Origin of the sequence: Pedobacter sp. Hv1 (genome assembly GCF_001412215.1) — a bacterium.
GTDB lineage: Bacteria > Bacteroidota > Bacteroidia > Sphingobacteriales > Sphingobacteriaceae > Pedobacter.
The window spans coordinates 178,964-196,153 of record NZ_LLWP01000009.1; the positions used below are offsets into that span (position 1 = coordinate 178,964).

Annotated in this window: 18 protein-coding genes; 12 read left to right on the forward strand and 6 right to left on the reverse strand. The window is 37.3% G+C overall.

Annotated features, from left to right (window positions below):
• Positions 1–95: 95 nt before the first annotated feature.
• A complete protein-coding gene (locus AQF98_RS16965; RefSeq protein ID WP_055133158.1) occupies positions 96–2,003 on the forward strand; it encodes a SusD/RagB family nutrient-binding outer membrane lipoprotein in 1,908 nt (635 codons plus the stop codon).
• A gap of 94 nt (positions 2,004–2,097) precedes the next feature.
• Here the strand turns inward: AQF98_RS16965 and AQF98_RS16970 are convergent, their stop codons facing one another.
• The gene (locus AQF98_RS16970; RefSeq protein WP_055133159.1) at positions 2,098–3,132 is read right to left on the reverse strand and encodes a dipeptide epimerase; all 1,035 of its coding nucleotides are present in this window, start codon (positions 3,130–3,132) and stop codon (positions 2,098–2,100) included.
• A 75-nt stretch (positions 3,133–3,207) separates the two neighbouring features.
• Between AQF98_RS16970 and AQF98_RS16975 the strand changes: the two genes are divergently transcribed.
• The gene (locus AQF98_RS16975; RefSeq protein ID WP_055133160.1) at positions 3,208–4,341 is read left to right on the forward strand and encodes a hypothetical protein; all 1,134 of its coding nucleotides are present in this window, start codon (positions 3,208–3,210) and stop codon (positions 4,339–4,341) included.
• A gap of 154 nt (positions 4,342–4,495) precedes the next feature.
• Positions 4,496–5,464, forward strand: coding sequence for a hypothetical protein (locus tag AQF98_RS16980; RefSeq protein WP_055133161.1), 969 nt, complete (start codon positions 4,496–4,498; stop codon positions 5,462–5,464).
• On the opposite strand, the gene AQF98_RS16985 is transcribed toward AQF98_RS16980, so the two are convergent.
• Both AQF98_RS16985 and AQF98_RS16990 read right to left on the reverse strand, forming a co-directional pair.
• Positions 5,447–6,076 carry a rhomboid family intramembrane serine protease gene (locus AQF98_RS16985; RefSeq protein WP_082435181.1) on the reverse strand — a complete coding sequence of 210 codons (630 nt, stop codon included), beginning with the start codon at positions 6,074–6,076 and terminating at the stop codon, positions 5,447–5,449. The two genes, AQF98_RS16980 and AQF98_RS16985, sit on opposite strands and share 18 nt — an antisense overlap.
• A gap of 4 nt (positions 6,077–6,080) precedes the next feature.
• Positions 6,081–7,823, reverse strand: coding sequence for a M14 family metallopeptidase (locus tag AQF98_RS16990; protein WP_055133163.1), 1,743 nt, complete (start codon positions 7,821–7,823; stop codon positions 6,081–6,083).
• 147 nt (positions 7,824–7,970) lie between these two features.
• On the opposite strand from AQF98_RS16990, the gene pepT reads away from it, so the two are divergent.
• Positions 7,971–9,224, forward strand: coding sequence for a peptidase T (gene pepT / locus AQF98_RS16995; protein ID WP_055133164.1), 1,254 nt, complete (start codon positions 7,971–7,973; stop codon positions 9,222–9,224).
• A gap of 32 nt (positions 9,225–9,256) precedes the next feature.
• Here the strand turns inward: pepT and AQF98_RS17000 are convergent, their stop codons facing one another.
• Both AQF98_RS17000 and AQF98_RS17005 read right to left on the reverse strand, forming a co-directional pair.
• Entirely contained in the window at positions 9,257–9,943 is a 687-nt protein-coding gene (locus tag AQF98_RS17000; RefSeq protein ID WP_055133165.1) for a bifunctional 2-polyprenyl-6-hydroxyphenol methylase/3-demethylubiquinol 3-O-methyltransferase UbiG, read from the reverse strand.
• A gap of 38 nt (positions 9,944–9,981) precedes the next feature.
• Entirely contained in the window at positions 9,982–10,188 is a 207-nt protein-coding gene (locus tag AQF98_RS17005; RefSeq protein WP_055133166.1) for a hypothetical protein, read from the reverse strand.
• 101 nt (positions 10,189–10,289) lie between these two features.
• Here AQF98_RS17005 and AQF98_RS17010 point away from each other — a divergent pair, with 101 nt between their 5' ends.
• The 7 genes from AQF98_RS17010 (at position 10,290) to tsf (ending at position 14,235) form a co-directional block, all read left to right on the forward strand.
• On the forward strand, positions 10,290–10,658 hold the full coding sequence (locus tag AQF98_RS17010) for a hypothetical protein (RefSeq protein WP_055133167.1): 369 nt from the start codon (positions 10,290–10,292) through the stop codon (positions 10,656–10,658).
• 59 nt (positions 10,659–10,717) lie between these two features.
• A complete protein-coding gene (locus AQF98_RS22285) occupies positions 10,718–11,062 on the forward strand; it encodes an ORF6N domain-containing protein (protein WP_235524254.1) in 345 nt (114 codons plus the stop codon).
• 21 nt (positions 11,063–11,083) lie between these two features.
• Entirely contained in the window at positions 11,084–11,257 is a 174-nt protein-coding gene (locus AQF98_RS22290) for a hypothetical protein (RefSeq protein WP_235524255.1), read from the forward strand.
• Positions 11,258–11,580: 323 nt separating this feature from the next.
• Positions 11,581–12,024 (forward strand): 50S ribosomal protein L13, encoded by a 444-nt coding sequence (gene rplM / locus AQF98_RS17020; protein WP_055133168.1) that lies wholly within the window; start codon positions 11,581–11,583, stop codon positions 12,022–12,024.
• Positions 12,025–12,040: 16 nt separating this feature from the next.
• Positions 12,041–12,427 (forward strand): 30S ribosomal protein S9, encoded by a 387-nt coding sequence (rpsI, locus tag AQF98_RS17025; protein ID WP_055133169.1) that lies wholly within the window; start codon positions 12,041–12,043, stop codon positions 12,425–12,427.
• A 20-nt stretch (positions 12,428–12,447) separates the two neighbouring features.
• Complete coding sequence (rpsB, locus tag AQF98_RS17030) at positions 12,448–13,293, forward strand: 30S ribosomal protein S2 (RefSeq protein WP_055133170.1); 846 nt, start codon at positions 12,448–12,450, stop codon at positions 13,291–13,293.
• Between the two features lie 96 nt (positions 13,294–13,389).
• The gene (gene tsf, locus AQF98_RS17035) at positions 13,390–14,235 is read left to right on the forward strand and encodes a translation elongation factor Ts (RefSeq protein ID WP_055133171.1); all 846 of its coding nucleotides are present in this window, start codon (positions 13,390–13,392) and stop codon (positions 14,233–14,235) included.
• A 46-nt stretch (positions 14,236–14,281) separates the two neighbouring features.
• Here tsf and AQF98_RS17040 read toward each other — a convergent pair whose 3' ends face one another.
• Entirely contained in the window at positions 14,282–15,496 is a 1,215-nt protein-coding gene (locus tag AQF98_RS17040; RefSeq protein WP_055133172.1) for an FN3 domain-containing metallophosphoesterase family protein, read from the reverse strand.
• A gap of 88 nt (positions 15,497–15,584) precedes the next feature.
• Here AQF98_RS17040 and nagA point away from each other — a divergent pair, with 88 nt between their 5' ends.
• Positions 15,585–16,685: an N-acetylglucosamine-6-phosphate deacetylase gene (gene nagA, locus AQF98_RS17045; protein ID WP_055133173.1), complete on the forward strand. Its 1,101-nt coding sequence runs from the start codon at positions 15,585–15,587 to the stop codon at positions 16,683–16,685.
• Positions 16,686–17,190: the final 505 nt, after the last annotated feature.

Here is a 17,190-nt window from a genome sequence, read left to right on the forward strand (position 1 = left end):
TAAGAATATGAAAAGATCATGATGTTCAAATTAGACAACGAAATGAATTAAAAATGATGTCCAATTCATTACATATAAAAACAAATTACAGAGAGATGAAAAATAGATATAAAGGAGCGTGGTTGCTAATTACAGCTTTAGTAATGGCGTCATCATGCAAGAAGTTTGACGAAATTAATATCAATCCCTTGGCAGCCAATGGCGATCAGGTTCAGGTGGATTATTTTATCAATAATAGCATCATAGGTGCGCAAATGGACCCACATATCGCTGAACGTATGTTTGTGCTTTATTGGAAAACAGCTGGTCGTCAGCAAATGGGGGGAGGAATTTCAAGCGGAGGTTACAATGATGGGTGGTCATCTGATTATTATGATAGCTACATGTCTGCTTGGTTAAATGCTGCTAACTCAGCTATACAGGTTGGCAATGAGCAAATTGCCAAGGGTACAAGTAAACTGTACACCAATAATTTGATACAAGTTGCAAGAATATGGCGTACCTACTTGATGAGCGAGTTATCTGATAATTTTGGTCCAATTCCAATCAATAGCTTTCAGGGTTCGAACCCACAATTTGCCAGTGTTAAAGATGTTTATTATCACTTATTGGATGAGTTAAAAGATGCAAGTGCAAAATTAGATTTGACGGTTGTTAATCCAGATGATGTTAAAAAACAAGATCCAGCTTTTCAGTACGACTATAATAAATGGAAAAGATATGCGAATTCAATGCGTTTAAGATTGGCTATGCGTTTATCAGAAGTAGATGTAGCTAAAGCAAAAGCAACTTTTGAAGAAGCTGCTGGCGGGATACTGTTAACGGCTACTGATCAGGTATTTAAAGTGGATGAACGTCCGGGATGGGATGCCCTAACTGGAGTGATGAGTAGAGAGTGGAATGATCAAATGATGAGTGCAGCATATCGTAATCTAACCTTCAACCTTGGGGGTATTGAAACAACCACACAAGTAGGTGCAGATATACAAGCATTTGTAAAACCAGATAATTACATTGGTCTACGCCTTCAAGATCATTTCACAATGAAAACAAATGATCCTTTTGCAGGGTATTGGTTAGATGGTTTGCCAAATAAAATAGACCCTAGAGCATTGAAAGCCTTTATCATTCCGGGTGATTTTACAAATCCAAATTTTAACGGTTATCCATCTTGGGATAATAATGCAGAAACAACTACGAATACGTTAACAGATGGGACAGCAGTTATAAAAACAATAGATGCAAAGTACAGTTGGAATGCTTATACCAGTGGTGATTGGGGGGTGCCAGGTTCTAAAAACAACATTAGGGCATTTAATGGTGCAATACCACGTACCTCTAATGCATTTAGGGCAAGTACAAGCTCGAGAATATTTTTTGCCAATTGGGAAACTTATTTCTTATTGGCAGAAGGGGCAATGAGAGGTTGGACAGCACCAATGTCGGCCAAAGCCGCCTATGAAGCTGGTGTGAAAGCCAACTTTGAGTATTGGGGAGTTGGTGCCCAAAGCACAACATACCTAATGTCTACAGCTTATAACAATGCTGGAACCTCAGTAAGTTGGGATCATACAGTTGAACCACCTGCAAGCCATGCGATGAATTATAAAGATGGTTATACAAATACTGACGGTATGGTTCAGATTAAATATCCGGACAATACGATTTACAAAGCTGGGGCAGTAAAGAATGATTTGTTAACCAAAATTATCACCCAAAAATTTATTGCACAAACACCTTGGTTACCCTTAGAAACATGGAGCGACCATCGTAGGTTAGGTCTTCCATTTTTTGAGAATCCGGCTGTTGAAAATCCGCTAGTCAATTTACCTAATTTAACATCTGGTAACTTTATGACCAATAGTGTGAAAAATTTCCCTCAAAGGTTGAGATACCCTTCTGGCTTAAAAAACAGTAATGCTACAGGTTATAATCAAGCAGTTGGTTATTTAGGTGGAGAAGATGCTGTACTTACTCCTTTATGGTGGGCTAAACAACAATAAATACTACGCTAATTGATGCTCAAAAGGTCGATGAGATTATTCTTGTCGACCCTTTTTTATTTAACTGATTGCAGATGTTGTTGTCCAAGAATTATCAGCTCTCAAATAAGCTTTCTGTTATCCCAGTCAATCCCAAGCCTGGTTCGTTGTTTAAGATATACTTACCATCCAGCATCTCAGGCGCATCAAATGGATTATTCTTGGTTAACCAAGGGCCATCTAAATCTGCCCAGTCACAAAGCGGGGCTAATGCCGCTCCTGCCAAAGTAGCAATAGAGGTTTCGCTCATACAACCAATCAATATTTTCATTCCAAAACTTCTAGCCTTTAAGATCATTTGATGGGCCTCGTACATTCCAGCACTTTTCATCAGTTTAATATTGATGCCATGGTATGCGCCCCTTAGGTTGTCCATATCTGCCAAACGTTGTACGGCTTCATCAGCTAAAATTGGTATCGGACTTCGTTGTGTAAGCCAGGTATTGCCTTCTAAATTGTTTTTATCCATAGGTTGCTCAATCAGCAATACACCTTGGTCATGTAACCAATAACACATGTCAATCGCTTCTTTTTTATTGCTCCAGCCTTGGTTGGCATCAACATAAAGTGGCAGATCGCTTACGCTTCTAATGGTTCGGATCAGCTCTTTGTCATTGTCCCTACCCAGTTTAATTTTCAATACTTTAAAACCTTTTGCATCTGCAACCTTTTCTTTGATCACTTCTGGGCTATCTATCCCAATGGTATAAGAAGTAATTGGCATCTTCGCTAAATCAGCACCGTAAATGGTGGCGCAAGATTGATTTAAAATTTTACCATTGATATCATTTAAAGCAATATCAATTGCGGCCTTTACCGCAGGGTTTCCCGGCTCTAATTGATCTAAATAGTGATGAATCTCTGCAAAATCAAATGGATATTGGAACCTATTCCAATCTACTTTGGCTAAAAAAGCATTGGCCGATGCATAACTTTCGCCCATATAGGGTACCATGCTGGCCTCACCATAACCGGTGAAACCTTTATAATCGACCTTTAAAAGCAATAAAGGGGTACTTGTTCTTGTAAATTTAGAAATGGAAAAAGGATGTTTTAATTCTAGTTCAAATTCTTTGCAACTTATCTTCATTTTAAATCGTCTTACTATTAAAAAGGGATTGATCCTAGCCTATATTTGTATTTAATAACGCTAAACTCAATTGTTATGAAAACTAGTTCAAGATTACGGTATTTTATTTATTTATCCATACTAATTGTTGGATGTACCACAGGAAAAAAAGCTTTACAAAAAGGGAATTATGATGCGTCGGTATCAAAAGCAGTTGACCGTTTAAAGAGTTCGCCAAAAAATACAGAAGCATTACAGGTGTTAGGTACAGCGTACGACTTGGCCTTAAAAGATCACCTTAGAAAAATAGACGATGCAAAACTATCTGCAAATGTATTGCGCTGGGAATCTATTCTTGCAGATTATCAACAGATCAACCAACTAGGAGACGAGATCAATAGCTGCCCATCTTGTTTAACTGTGGTGCCAAATCCACAAAGATTTGTTAGAGAAGTAGAAGATAGCAGATACAAAGCTGCAGAGGTGAGGTATACCTTAGGGATTAAACTGTTGAACGAAAACAACCGTGTAAGCGCAAAAAATGCCTATTACAGTTTTGAAAAAGCACAACAATTGTATCCAAATTACAAAGATGTAAAAGACAAAATTGAAGATGCCTATTGGGCAGCTGTTTTGAAAGTAGTTGTACAACCAGTTATTGTTAACAGCAATTACTATAAATTGAGCAACCAATATTTTCAGCAACAGGTGAACCAGTTTATGGCCGACTACCAAAAAAATAAATTCGTTATTTTTTACTCTGAACAACAGGCCGAAAAACAAAGGATTACACCAGACCAGGTATTGAGCTTAAGTTTTGATGATTTTGTGGTAGGCCAGACCTTTGTAAAAGAAAGGGTTGAAAAACTTAAAAGAGACAGTGTAGTAATTGGCGAAACCAGAGCAGATGGAAAAGTTTATGGAACCGTTAGGGCAACGCTAAGCATTTTTGACAAGAAAGTTTCTTCTTCAGGATTATTAGACTTGACCATTACAGATTGGGCAAGCCATAAAATTATCAAAAGGCAAAAGCTGCCTGGAACTTTTATATGGCAAGATACTTGGGCAAGTTATAAAGGTGATGAAAGGGCGTTAACCAAACAACAATTGCAATTGACCAAAAGAAGAGAATCGTTACCACCGCCACCAGATGCACTTTTTGTAGAGTTTACCAAACCTATTTATGCACAACTGGTAGACCAGATCGGATACTTTTATAATCGCTATTAATTTTGTGATACCGATGACATCAAAGAATCTCTATAGTTTAGGCTATAGAGATTTTTTTGTTTAAGGAGCATGGTATTCATTTTAAAAGTAATGTGAACGTTAAAATACAGAGAGAAGGATTGGCACTAAAAATATATTAGCTAATATTGCAGCAATGAATACTGGCTTATACAATCCTTTTAAAAATTTCGATTTTAAGACCGATAAATGCTTTCTAAGCGGCGATGGTTTTACATCACCTTTGGTAACCATTAATGTTTTGCCAGATTGGCTTTTGTCTATGGCCAACCTAACAGGTAATGAGCAGATCCAATTGTTAGACGAGACTATCCGTACATATAAAAGTTTGGTTGTGCCTTGTAATAGCACCGTATACGATCAATTTGTATCTCCTTTAGAAGATAAAATTGCACTGGCCTTTGGTAAGGGTTATGCTGGGGTTGTCGCTTTGCCAGAAATAGACTTGTTCAATTGGATTGGCAAATTAATGTATAGCTTTCTGTATATCGAAATGCAGGGGGCTATTCGTTTGCAGCAACTGAGTGGCGATGGCATGAACATGTCGCAGGGTTTGATGCATAAATTTGGCAACCTACACACCATGTTGCAAAGTATTTATCGCGAAGTAGTGTTAGAAGATTTTACACCTTGGTCTATTGTTGTGGTGCCTTTAACAGACGCTGATACTGCATTTAGTTTTAGAGATGAAATTAACACGCTCACTTTTTCTTTAAAATTTAAAGATTTTGGAATCATTGCTTGTTTACAAGATAATGGAACTAATAAAAGATACCACCAAGAAATATTAGATTCTATTAAGGAGCGAGCCCTATCTGCACAACAGTTTGAAGAGCTTGCGGCCCGTTTTTTCTATTCGGCCTATTTATTTAACCGATTGCCAGAATATAACATTATGCCTGTAAATGATATAGTGTATATTGATGCCATGCCATTAAGGGGTACCCAAAACAAAGCACTTTTTGATGCTTGGGCCAACAAAACTTATGGCCAGGTTTTAGAAAACTTCTGGAAACCTTGGGGCCATACGCTGTTCGAGATCATCAAAGATCCAACAGCGCCCATGAGCTATTTTGAAGAACCCTTTTTACCTACCGCCGGTTAAAGACTGTATGCCCAGCGTTAATGCTTCTATAAAGTGTGGAATGATACCTGGGACAAAAATTACTGTAAAGATCAATCCGGTTAAAGCGCCAAAAAAATGCGCATCGTGACCAATATTGTCTTTTGCATTTTTAGACATGTACCAAGAGTAGACTAAATAAAGTACCGCAAATACAATGGCCGGCATGGGGATAAACATTACACCAATGATACTTACAGGATTATATAAAATATAGCTGAACAGTACGGCACTAATTGCTCCTGATGCACCTAAACTATTGTACCAAAAATGATCCTTGTGTTTAATGACCGTTGGTATATCACTCAAAATTAGACTCAAAACATACAATAAGCCAAATTGCCAATGCCCAATCATGGTTTCGAGCTTAAAGGCAAAGAAATAGAAGGTAAACATGTTAAAAAACAGGTGTCCCCAATCGGCATGGATCAATCCACTGGTAATAAAAGTATAGAGTTTTTTGCCTTTGCTAACTGTGTAAGGATGCATCATGAATTTACCATATACCTGAGCATCGTTAAAGGCATAAATACTTGTTACAATGGTAAAAAGAAATATAATTGAAGCTACTGGAGTTTCATTAAGGTATTGCATCATGTTATTTCAAATTGAGTTTGGTGTCCTGTTTTAGCCTTCCAATAGGATAGCGCATATAGGTTTTTTCGTAATAGTCGGAATTTTTATAGACAAAATCTAATTGCATCCTTCCACTTTTTGCCAATTCTGGATTTTTTAATTTCTCAGCTTCCAATTTTTGTTTCAATTCTGGATCTTTTTTTAACAGCTCGGCTGCGGTATCCTCAAAAACATAAGAAGAATAACCTTCTTTTTGTCCTAGAATAGAATCGAAGAAATTCCAGTTGAAAAACGAATCGATTGCCTGTGGTTCCAACGTTTCAACTATATAACGGTTATTTGGTTGATTTACATATACCACATAGTCGCCCGCATAAAATTGTACGTTTTGCATTATCGGATTTAAAACTACAGCAGAGTGTTGGTAATGGCCCTCATACGGACGTGTACCAGTTTTCATATCACCAATGTAGTACATCTCTAAGTTCAGTTTCGCATCAGCACTTAATTGCTGCATTTTAACATTGTTCAACTTCAGCAGTTCAATTACCTTATCCCAAGCTTTTGGAATAACATATGCAATGGGTTTGCTTACGGTTAAACTCGGCTCAAATTGATCCCAATACTTTATTTTTTTGGTATAAGGGTCATTTCTATCATAATACAAACGATCGGTACCACTTACTTCGCTTGGTTTCTTTTTACCAACATAACCTTTAAAGTCAATACTATCATAAACAGAGCGATTTAATTTCCAGTCTAAAGGAAATTCTTTTTGCTGTGCGGTAAACTCATCGGCCTTGCGTTTATTTTCTCCAATTACTTTGGCATCGCGAACAATAATATCAATATAGGTCTGCAATAGTTTATAGGTTGATTCTACCCGTTTATCAAATGTTTTAAGCATGTGTGTTTCGGGCATAAAACCAATGGTGTTGTGCAGGGCTGCATAACCTGTAGAATACCGTGGAGATTCGATGTAACCTGTAATGCCAGCATCTGGTGTTTCGTTAATAGAGTTGACATAAGGGATCAGCTCATAACCTTTACCTTTCATTTGGCTATACAAATCGGGTACCATCGTTTTAGTGAGGTAGCTTGATAAAATGGGGTTCAATTTATCCTTTTGGGTAGGAATCAATGTCATGGTGTATTGATAATCTGCTCCGTTACTGGTATGTGTATCTACAAATATTTCTGGTTGCCAAGTGTTAAAAATTTGCTGAAAAGCCTGAGAATTTTTAGAATCGGTTTTAATGAAATCTCTATTTAAGTCGTAATTTTTACCATTCCCTCTGAAACCATAAGCAACGGGGCCATTTTGGTTTGCCCTTGAGGTGCCACTGCGGTTATGGCTGCCATCAATGTTATATACTGGAATGATACAGATGACCACATCTTCGGGTAGTTTATTGCCTTTGAGTAAATCTCTTGCCAACAGCATACTTGCATCTATCCCTTCAGGTTCTCCTGGGTGGATGCCATTGTTGATCAAGAAAATCCTTTTGTTGCTCTTCCTTAAAGTGCTGGGGTCGAATACACCCTTTTTTGATAAAACCAAAAGATGTAATGGTTTTCCAAAATCGGTGTTGCCATAGGTGAATAATTTGGCCTGTTGTGGAAAAGCTTTGGCCAAACCTTCGTAATAGGTTATTGCTTCTGTATATGTGGTGGTTTCCTTTTTATTGCTACGCTCAAAAGGAGTTTGTTGTGCAAAGGATGCCATATGAATAGCTATAAGTAAAAGAAGTAAAAGTTTCTTCATTGTTTAAAATTAAGGTTAAAGCACTAAATTACTTTTTTTTATTTGACGTCAAATGTAACATTCTCTTTTCTTCATCTATTGGCTTTAAAAAACAAGTTTTCTACGTAATTGCTCTTGCTTATTGTTTCAATATGCTAATTTTGATACATGATTACTTATTCAAATAAAGAACAACAGCTTCAGGGCAGATTTTTTAAGTATGTAAAAATCGACACCCAATCTGATCCCAGCTCTAAAACCTGCCCGTCAACTTTAAAACAGAAAGATTTAGGTAAAGTATTGGTGGCCGAATTGTTGGCAATGGGTGTTGAAGATGCCCATTTGGATGATTTTGGTTATGTATATGGAACAATTCCAAGCAATACAGAAAAAAATGTTCCAGTAATCTGTTTTTGCTCACACATGGACACATCTCCAGATTGTAGCGGAGAGAATGTAAAACCAATCATCCATAAAAACTACAATGGAGAAGATTTGGTGTTGCCAGATGATCATTCAATTATATTAAAACTAAGCGAACATAAAGACCTCAAAGACCAAATTGGTAATGATATCATTACAGCAAGTGGAACAACACTGTTGGGGGCAGACAATAAAGCTGGTCTAGCAGAAATTATGGAAGCTGCGGCTTTTTTAATCCAAAATCCGGAAATTAAACATGGCGCCATCAAAATTTTATTTACACCCGACGAAGAAATTGGAAGAGGTGTAGACAAAGCAGACCTGAAAAAGTTAGGAGCTGATTTTGCTTATACCATAGATGGAGAAACTTTAGGCTCAATAGAAGATGAAACTTTTTCTGCCGATGGCGTAAAATTGACTATCAATGGGGTAAGTGCCCATCCGGGGTTTGCGAAAGGTAAAATGGAAAGTGCCATTAAAATATTGGCCGATATCTTATCGGCATTGCCAAAAGATCGATTAACCCCAGAAGCAACCAGTGGAAAAGAAGGGTTTGTCCATCCAGTTAGTTTTCATGGGCAAGCCGAACAGGCAGAGGCACAATTTATCATCAGAGATTTTGAAGATGAATTGTTAAAAGCGCATGAAGCGACATTAGAAAATGTGGTGAAAGAAGTAATGAAAAGCTATCCAAATTCGAGCTACGAGTTTAAGGTAACAGCACAATACCGAAACATGAAAAAGGTATTGGATCAATACCCTCAGATTATGGCCAATGGCATAGAAGCGATAAAAAGAGCAGGTTTAATCTCCAAAAAACAAAGCATCAGAGGTGGTACCGATGGTTCTCGATTGTCTTTTATGGGTTTGCCATGTCCGAATATTTTTGCGGGTGAACATGCTTTTCACGGAAAACAAGAATGGGTTTCGGTACAGGATATGGAAAAAGCAGTGCAAACCATTGTTAATATTGCAAGTATTTGGGAAGAAAATGCCTAAGGTTTTGCAAAGCTCGAGATAGCGGAGAATTGCTATTCCGCTAAAAATAACCTAGCCAAGTACTGATCTTCACCATCGTCGAAAACAATTCCGCATTGCCAGCCTTGTTGGTTTGCGGTGCGAATTAAGGTTTCTTGATCCAAGTACAACCAATCAAACCAATTGCCCTTTTGCTGTTGATATTCATACCGGTAACTCACTTCCCCAAAATATTTGTTTACAGGTTTTGGAAGACCTTCATATAGATATGAAATATCCGAGCTATCAAAAATCAACTGACCATCTGGGTGGATGAGCTTTTTGGCTTTTTCCAAAAAGTTGGCAAATCCTGCCAAAGTTCCAGTTAAACCAATGCCGTTCATTAGAAAAAGAAGGGTGTCGTATTTGTCGGTGGCTAAAAAGATATCTTGTTCAAAAGCTTTTTTTACACCACGTTGTTGCATGATTTTAACTGCTGGCGCAGAAATATCGATGGCTGTTACATCCACTCCCATCTCTTGCAACAATAAGGCATGGCTACCTACGCCCGCCCCAACATCTAAAGTTTTTCCATAACAAAGTGTCAGTGCTTTGTGCTCCAGATCGGGCATTTCTTCTCCATCTCTAAAGAAAATGTCAATTGGCATTTCTTCAGGTTCATCGTACGAGTTGTACAACCACAAAATATCGGCATTACCATTTTTGTAAAAGTCAGAAAGTGCTAAACCAAAAACATCCATGTTTCAAAGATAGCTATTGGTTTAGCTTATCTTAAAATCTAGGCTTTAACTTTTGCCAAACTATTTTTGACCAAATCGCCTATTGCACCGAATTTTTCTTTCGAATTGCCCAATAGGTCGCAGAACCAATCGCTTACTTTTCCTTTAAGCTCATCATTTCTATCAGATGTAAGTGCCAATGCCACCACAGCACCAACTGCCGCACCAGCTAATAAACCCGTTAATATTTTCGTTTGCTTTGTCATAATTTCAATATTTATCTATTTAACATAATTGCGACAAAGTTGTTTGTCATTTTACGTACATATGTATTAAACGGGACTAATTTTATCTAAAAAACCGAAAAATGCTTCAAAAACTCTCTTATATCAATTTGATATTGGCCATAGTTTACCTACTGGTGTATTTAAAAAGTGGAACCTTTAATTCTACTGTTGGCATACTTGTGGTTATTGTTTTCAATTGGCTAAGTTTAAGAAGTTACCAGTTGGCTAACTATCAATGGAAAATTTGGCATTATTTAACAGGCTTGTGGAGTTTGTACTATATTGGCACCATCATTTATGGAGCTATATTTATCTTAAATTCTTCATTGGAGTATCACTTTATCAGCACTGATACTTTGATATTTCTGTCCATCAGTAGTGTTTTTAGCTTAGCGGTTCTCTTACATCTAGGTTTGTATTTTAAGAAAAGTTATAAGGTTGTGAATTAGTTGTTTGGGCCTGTAATGCTAACCTAAAGCCAAAATATAATTTTATATTTGGTATACCTATGATTACCAAACAACCCCTTGCCATACTATCTGATGATAGTGTTGTGAACAAGATCTATGAAATAAGAAATCAAAAAGTAATGCTGGATAGAGATTTAGCAGAGCTTTATGGTGTAGAGACAAGAACGTTAAATCAAGCTGTAAAACGGAACAGGGATCGCTTTCCGGAAGATTTCATGTTCCAATTAAACACACAAGAGCTGGAGAATTGGAAATCACAAATTGTGATATCCAATCGTGAAAGACTAGGTCTTCGGAAGGCCCCCTTTGTTTTTACTGAACATGGTGTTTTAATGCTGTCGAGTGTTTTAAATAGTTCGCAAGCCATATCCGTAAATATTTAGATTGTAAGAGTTTTTACAAAATTGAGAAAACTGCTTAATGAAAACAGTGAGTTGAAACTGGAGATAGACGACATTAAAAAGAAACTGAAAAATCAGGATAAAAATATAGAGCTCGTATTTAGTTATATTGACGAGTTAACAGAAAAGAAGGCCAAACCTAGAAAAAGAATTGGTTTTAAACCAGATGACCTGTAATGAAATATTATTAGTAACCTTGGATAGTTGCACCAGCTTTGCTAACTAAACTGGATTGAAGCGGCATCTCCCGATTCTTCATCGGGAATACAGCGTAAAGCCAGACTGCCGATTGAAAAGAACTCCTGTACTTGCTTTTTAAAAGGATCTATTCGGTTGATTTTGAGCTTTTTTTACCCTAATTGCCCAAAATTTTAACCTATAACTTTTAACTTTCAACTTTTTTTGCCTCAACCCTTTGGTAATTAAAGTATTCTCCCTATCTTTGCAGTCCCTAAAAAACTGGGATAATTAATATTTTTTAACAAATTAAATAAAAGCAAGTGAATACGTTAAGTTACAAAACTGTCTCTGCCAATGCCAAAACTGTTAATAAACAGTGGGTTGTTGTTGATGCTGAAGGAGAGATTTTGGGGCGCTTGTCTTCTAAAATCGCTATGATTATTAGAGGAAAAAACAAGCCAGAGTTTACCCCAAACGTAGACTGCGGTGATAACGTTATTGTTATCAATGCAGACAAGGTAAAATTGACAGGAAACAAATTCGAAGAAAAAGAATATGTTTCATACACTGGATATCCAGGTGGTCAGAAATTCATTTCTCCAAAAGAGTTAATGGCAAAACACCCTACTCGTGTTATTGAGAAGGCTGTTCGCGGAATGTTACCTAAAAGTCGTTTGGGCAAAAAATTGTATACCAATCTTTTTGTTTACGCAGGTACAGAGCACCCGCATGCAGCACAATCACCAAAAACCATTAAACTTTAATTAAAAGAGAAAAGAAATGTCAGTTACAAATACTTCAGGAAGAAGAAAGACTGCAGTTGCCCGTATCTATTTAAAAGAAGGCAACGGCACTATTACCGTTAACGGTAAAGACCATAAAGAATATTTCCCTACATTACCTCTACAATACATTGTTAACCAATCATTCGAAGTTTCTGAATCAGTTGGTAAATTTGATGTAACTGTAAATGTAAACGGTGGTGGAGTAAAAGGACAAGCAGAAGCAGTTCGCTTAGCAATCGCTAAGGCTATTGTTGAATTAGATGCTGAGAAAAAACCAGCATTACGTGCTAAAGGGTTAATGACCCGTGATATGCGTATGGTTGAACGTAAAAAACCAGGACGTAAAAAAGCACGTAAGAAATTCCAATTCAGTAAACGTTAATCTTAAAGGAGACAAACACAATGGCAAGAACTACATATCAAGACTTATTGGATGCAGGTGTACACTTTGGTCACCTTACCCGCAAATGGAATCCGAAAATGGCACCATATATTTTTATGGAGCGCAATGGAATTCACATTATAGATTTAAATAAAACTTTAACTAAAACTGAAGAAGCTGCAGCAGCGATTAAACAAATCGTAAAATCAGGTCGTAAGATCTTATTTGTAGCTACTAAGAAACAAGCTAAAGAAATCGTTGCTGAGCAAGCAAGAAAAGTAAACATGCCTTTCGTAACCGAGCGTTGGTTAGGTGGTATGTTAACCAACTTCGCTACAGTACGTAAGTCAATTAAAAAGATGGTTACCATCGATAAAATGACTAAAGATGGTACTTACTCTATTCTTTCTAAAAAAGAACGTTTGATGATCCAACGTGAGCGTATCAAATTAGAAAGCTTATTGGGTGGTATTGCAGATTTAAACCGTTTACCGGCTGCAATTTTCTTAATCGACGTTAAAAAAGAGCATATTGCTGTAGCAGAAGCGATGAAATTAAACATCCCTACTTTTGCAATGGTTGATACCAACTCTGATCCATCTAACATCGATTTCCCAATTCCAGCGAATGATGATGCAACTAAATCAATTTTATTGATTACTGATGTAATTATCAAAGCAATTGAAGAAGGTTTAGATGAGCGCAAACGTGAAAAAGATGATGAAGCTGAGAAAGAAGCTGTAGCGGTTAAAACTGCTGCTGATGCTCCAGAAGGCGCAACACCTAGAGAAGCTGGTGCTAAAAGACCAACCAAAAAAGAAACTGCTGAAGCACAAACTTCAACAGAAGATACAACAGAAGCTTAATTCAGTTACGAGTTACGAGTTATGCGTTTTGGGTTTAAACCCTTAACCTGTAACCCGTAACTTTTAACATTTTATAAAATTCATAAAATTTAAAAAATGTCTACAGTACAAATTACTGCCGCAGATGTAAACAAATTACGCCAACAAACCGGTGCCGGAATGATGGATTGCAAAAAAGCATTAGTAGAAGCCAATGGCGATTTCGAAGCTGCTGTTGATTTATTGCGCAAAAAAGGTCAAAAAGTATCTGCCGCTCGTTCTGGTAATGCTACTTCTGAAGGTCTAGTATCAATCAATGTATCAGCAGATGGCACAAATGGTAAATTAGTTGCTTTAGCTTGTGAAACTGAGCCAGTTTCTAAAGTTGAAGATTTCCGTAACCTAGCTCAGGCTGTTTTAGCTGCTGCAGTGGCAAATAATCCTGCTTCTGCTGAAGAATTATCAGCAATTACTTTAGAAGATGGACGTACAGTTGCAGAAACCATCACTGAACTAACTGGTAAAATTGGAGAGAAAATCGTTATTCAAGAGTACGCAAATGTATCTGGCGAAAAAATCGTTTCTTATATCCATTCTAACGGTAAAATGGGTGTTTTGGTAGTATTCGAAGGTGCTAATGGCGTTGATATTACTGAAGCAGGTAAAGATGTTGCAATGCAAATTGCTGCAATGAACCCAGTTGCTGTTGATAAAGACGGTGTTGATCCAGCTACTATCGAGCGTGAAATCGAAATTGCTAAAGATGTAATCCGTGCAGAAGGTAAACCAGAAGAAATGGTTGAAAAAATTGCAGTTGGTAAATTGAATAAATTCTACAAAGACAGTACTTTATTAAACCAAGAGTTTGTTAAAGACGGTTCAGTAGATGTTCGTAAATTCTTAGATAATACTGTTAAAGGATTAACTGTTGTTGCTTTCAAACGCGTACAATTAGGTGCTTAATCTAACATAATTTAAAAAAAGGCCAGTTCATTGAACTGGCCTTTTTTTATGCACGTTTTTTTGCAGTATAATTGCCTACTTCTTTTCCAGAGTCATCCAGCATTGTCACTTTTATTTCTTTAGCAGTAGCAGTAATTTTAGTTAATGTTCTGTTACCATCCTTAGGTCCTCCACCAATAACCAAAGGATAGGTATTTGCAGCCTTATTGGGTTGGTGGATGATATATTTGTGGGTATGCCCACTTAAAACCAAGTCTACTTTCCCTTGGTTTAGTAAAGGGTCAAATAATTCTGTACAATGTTTTGGTCCATGCGCATCGCCAGAGAAACGAGGTGGAATATGCATCATCACGATTCTAAAAGGAGCCTTTTTAAATGCTTTAGAATTGATCTCCTCCTTTAACCATGCCGCCTGCTCTATTCGGTATTGGTCAAAATCAACAATGCCGGCATAAACAGGATGGGCATCTTCTTTGTCTTCTCCCGTATCTAGTATCACAAAACGAACCGGGCCCAGACTAAAAGAGGCATGACCTACATGTTTAAAATATTGAGGAAATTCTCTGGCAAATTTGCCACGGGTTTCGTGGTTGCCTCTTACATAGATAAAGGGTGTTTTTTTCGCAAATGAGTCTACACAAGGTTTTAACATATGATCGATAATTTGTTGCTCATCGGTCTGATAGTCGAAAATATCACCATTGAAGAACACAAAATCATTGTTTTTTTCTTTGTCGAGTCCAATTAACAAAGGGATGGATTGTGGTCGATCATGGATATCATTTAACATTAAAAAAGATACTTCTGGTTTAGTGATATCTGAATTGACAAAACTTTCAGTCTCCGTATTAACGGTATTCCCATAAGTTAACTTGTAAGGTTGAAAATCTTTGATCTCTTTAGAATAGACACGGTAATAATAAGTTTTTCCAGGACTTAAATTTTGAAGTGTAACTGCATTGAGTTTGGTATTGGCAGCTTTTAAACCCAGCTCGGTTTTGCCATAGGCTTTTTGATCTAGTTGATTGGCGTTTTCTCCAAATGCTACCCAACCTGTTGCCGCTTTGTTGGTAAGCCATAAAATGGTCATTTCGTTACCAAAATTGGTTTGTAGATAAGGTCCAACTGCAATAGCAAATTCATCAGCTTGTGCAGGTAAATTGGCCACAGCCTGGCTAGGCGTAATCAGTGCTGCTGCACCCAATGTTAAACTTGCCTTCAAAAAATTTCTTCGTTGTTGTTGGCTTTGGTTCTGATCCATTTTTGTTAATTGGTTAAGTAATCTCTATCCAAATATATGCTTTACTATATTTAACTTTGAGCGAGGTCAAATTAAATTTATATCAAATATGTCGTTAGCAGCACTTTCCAATTGTTCTTATTTTCAAGATGATACACTAGTAAAGAACCAAAATATTAAAATTGAGGGAGGAAACATCTCAAAAATTGAAAATTCAATAGCTGGTGTCGAAAACGATAACTTGGTGATACCCGGTTTTATAGATTTACAGATTTATGGTGCAGGAGGCAAATTGTTTTCGGCAGAACCAACTGTAGAAGCCTTAACCATTATTGAAGATGACCTGTTAAAAAAAGGTACAACTAGCTTTCTCGCCTGTATGGCCACAAATACCCCTGAGGTTTTTAATGCCTGTATCGTTGCTGCAAAAGAACACCAAAAAATAGCAAAGAACTGTTTAGGTTTACATTTGGAAGGCCCATTTCTCAATGCCAAAAGAAGGGGTGCACATGTTGAAGCGTTTATCCGTAAAGCAAGTTTAGATGAGGTAAAGGCTTTACTTGATTTTGGGGATGGCGTAATTAAAATGATGACCATAGCTCCTGAATTACAAGACGATGAGGTAATCCAATACTTATTGGATAATGGTGTAATTGTATCGTTAGGGCACAGTGATGCCAGTTTTGACGAGGCAACGGTTGCGTATGATAAAGGCATACAAAGCACTACCCATCTTTTCAATGCCATGTCGCCAATTCATCATCGTGAACCGGGTATTCCAACAGCTGTATTCAATCATAACAAAGCAATGGCTAGTATCATTGTAGATAACCAACATGTAAGTTTTGAAGTGGTAAAAATGAGCCAAAAACTGTTAAAAGAAAGACTGTTTTTGATTACAGATGCCGTAACAGCATGTGCAAGCGGACCTTACCAACATCATTTAACTGGTGATAAATTCGTGATGCCCGATGGAACCTTGTCTGGTTCGTCTTTAACCATGTTACAGGCCGTTAAAAATTGTGTAAACCATTGTGGTATTGATTTGAACGATGCATTGAAAATGAGTTCACTGTATCCAGCGAAATTAATGAAGAAAGATCAGCTAATCGGAAAAATTGCAGCTGGCTGTCAGGCTGATCTATTGGTTTTGGATAAAGAACTCAATCTCAAAGAAGTAATTTTTAGAGGTCAAAGCATCTCCATCTAATGTAAGGAAATTGCTTTTAAATGATTAGAAGCGCAATTTCAGTGCTATTCACAACGCCGTTCCCGCCTGCCTACCGCAGGCAGGCTTTAGGCTACAAGTCCTCATTTCGCTGCGCTACATTCCGGGCTTTGCGCTGCAATCGGGGCTATCAAACAAAAGCCATTAAAACAGAAGGAAAAGCGCAGACAATAAGTATGATCTAACCACAAGTGTTTTTCCTATAGTATGTTCATCTATGGCTAATAGAAAGCAGATTTTTTGTTAAATAGACCTGATATTAGCGAACACGAAGCGAGAGCGAGGAGCAGAGTACCAGAAGAGCGGAGTAAAGCGTTTAGCAGGGCTGGTGGGAGTGATGAGTACTGAACCTGCTCTTCAAAAATATTTATCTTAAATTCACATACTGTACCTTCTAACTTTATAACTATTAGTTTTAAGAACGGTTTCCCTGCCATATTTACAAAAACTTAATCTGACCATATCAATACCAGACATTGGAATTTGC

Bases quoted from the DNA above. Each gene is read 5' to 3' on its own strand.
- AQF98_RS16965 (WP_055133158.1), top strand. From the start codon at position 96: ATGAAAAATAGATATAAAGGAGCGTGGTTGCTAATTACAGCTTTAGTA.
- AQF98_RS16970 (WP_055133159.1), bottom strand. From the start codon at position 3,132: ATGAAGATAAGTTGCAAAGAATTTGAACTAGAATTAAAACATCCTTTT.
- AQF98_RS16975 (WP_055133160.1), top strand. From the start codon at position 3,208: ATGAAAACTAGTTCAAGATTACGGTATTTTATTTATTTATCCATACTA.
- AQF98_RS16980 (WP_055133161.1), top strand. From the start codon at position 4,496: ATGAATACTGGCTTATACAATCCTTTTAAAAATTTCGATTTTAAGACC.
- AQF98_RS16985 (WP_082435181.1), bottom strand. From the start codon at position 6,076: ATGCAATACCTTAATGAAACTCCAGTAGCTTCAATTATATTTCTTTTT.
- AQF98_RS16990 (WP_055133163.1), bottom strand. From the start codon at position 7,823: ATGAAGAAACTTTTACTTCTTTTACTTATAGCTATTCATATGGCATCC.
- pepT (WP_055133164.1), top strand. From the start codon at position 7,971: ATGATTACTTATTCAAATAAAGAACAACAGCTTCAGGGCAGATTTTTT.
- AQF98_RS17000 (WP_055133165.1), bottom strand. From the start codon at position 9,943: ATGGATGTTTTTGGTTTAGCACTTTCTGACTTTTACAAAAATGGTAAT.
- AQF98_RS17005 (WP_055133166.1), bottom strand. From the start codon at position 10,188: ATGACAAAGCAAACGAAAATATTAACGGGTTTATTAGCTGGTGCGGCA.
- AQF98_RS17010 (WP_055133167.1), top strand. From the start codon at position 10,290: ATGCTTCAAAAACTCTCTTATATCAATTTGATATTGGCCATAGTTTAC.
- AQF98_RS22285 (WP_235524254.1), top strand. From the start codon at position 10,718: ATGATTACCAAACAACCCCTTGCCATACTATCTGATGATAGTGTTGTG.
- rpsI (WP_055133169.1), top strand. From the start codon at position 12,041: ATGTCAGTTACAAATACTTCAGGAAGAAGAAAGACTGCAGTTGCCCGT.
- rpsB (WP_055133170.1), top strand. From the start codon at position 12,448: ATGGCAAGAACTACATATCAAGACTTATTGGATGCAGGTGTACACTTT.
- tsf (WP_055133171.1), top strand. From the start codon at position 13,390: ATGTCTACAGTACAAATTACTGCCGCAGATGTAAACAAATTACGCCAA.
- AQF98_RS17040 (WP_055133172.1), bottom strand. From the start codon at position 15,496: ATGGATCAGAACCAAAGCCAACAACAACGAAGAAATTTTTTGAAGGCA.
- nagA (WP_055133173.1), top strand. From the start codon at position 15,585: ATGTCGTTAGCAGCACTTTCCAATTGTTCTTATTTTCAAGATGATACA.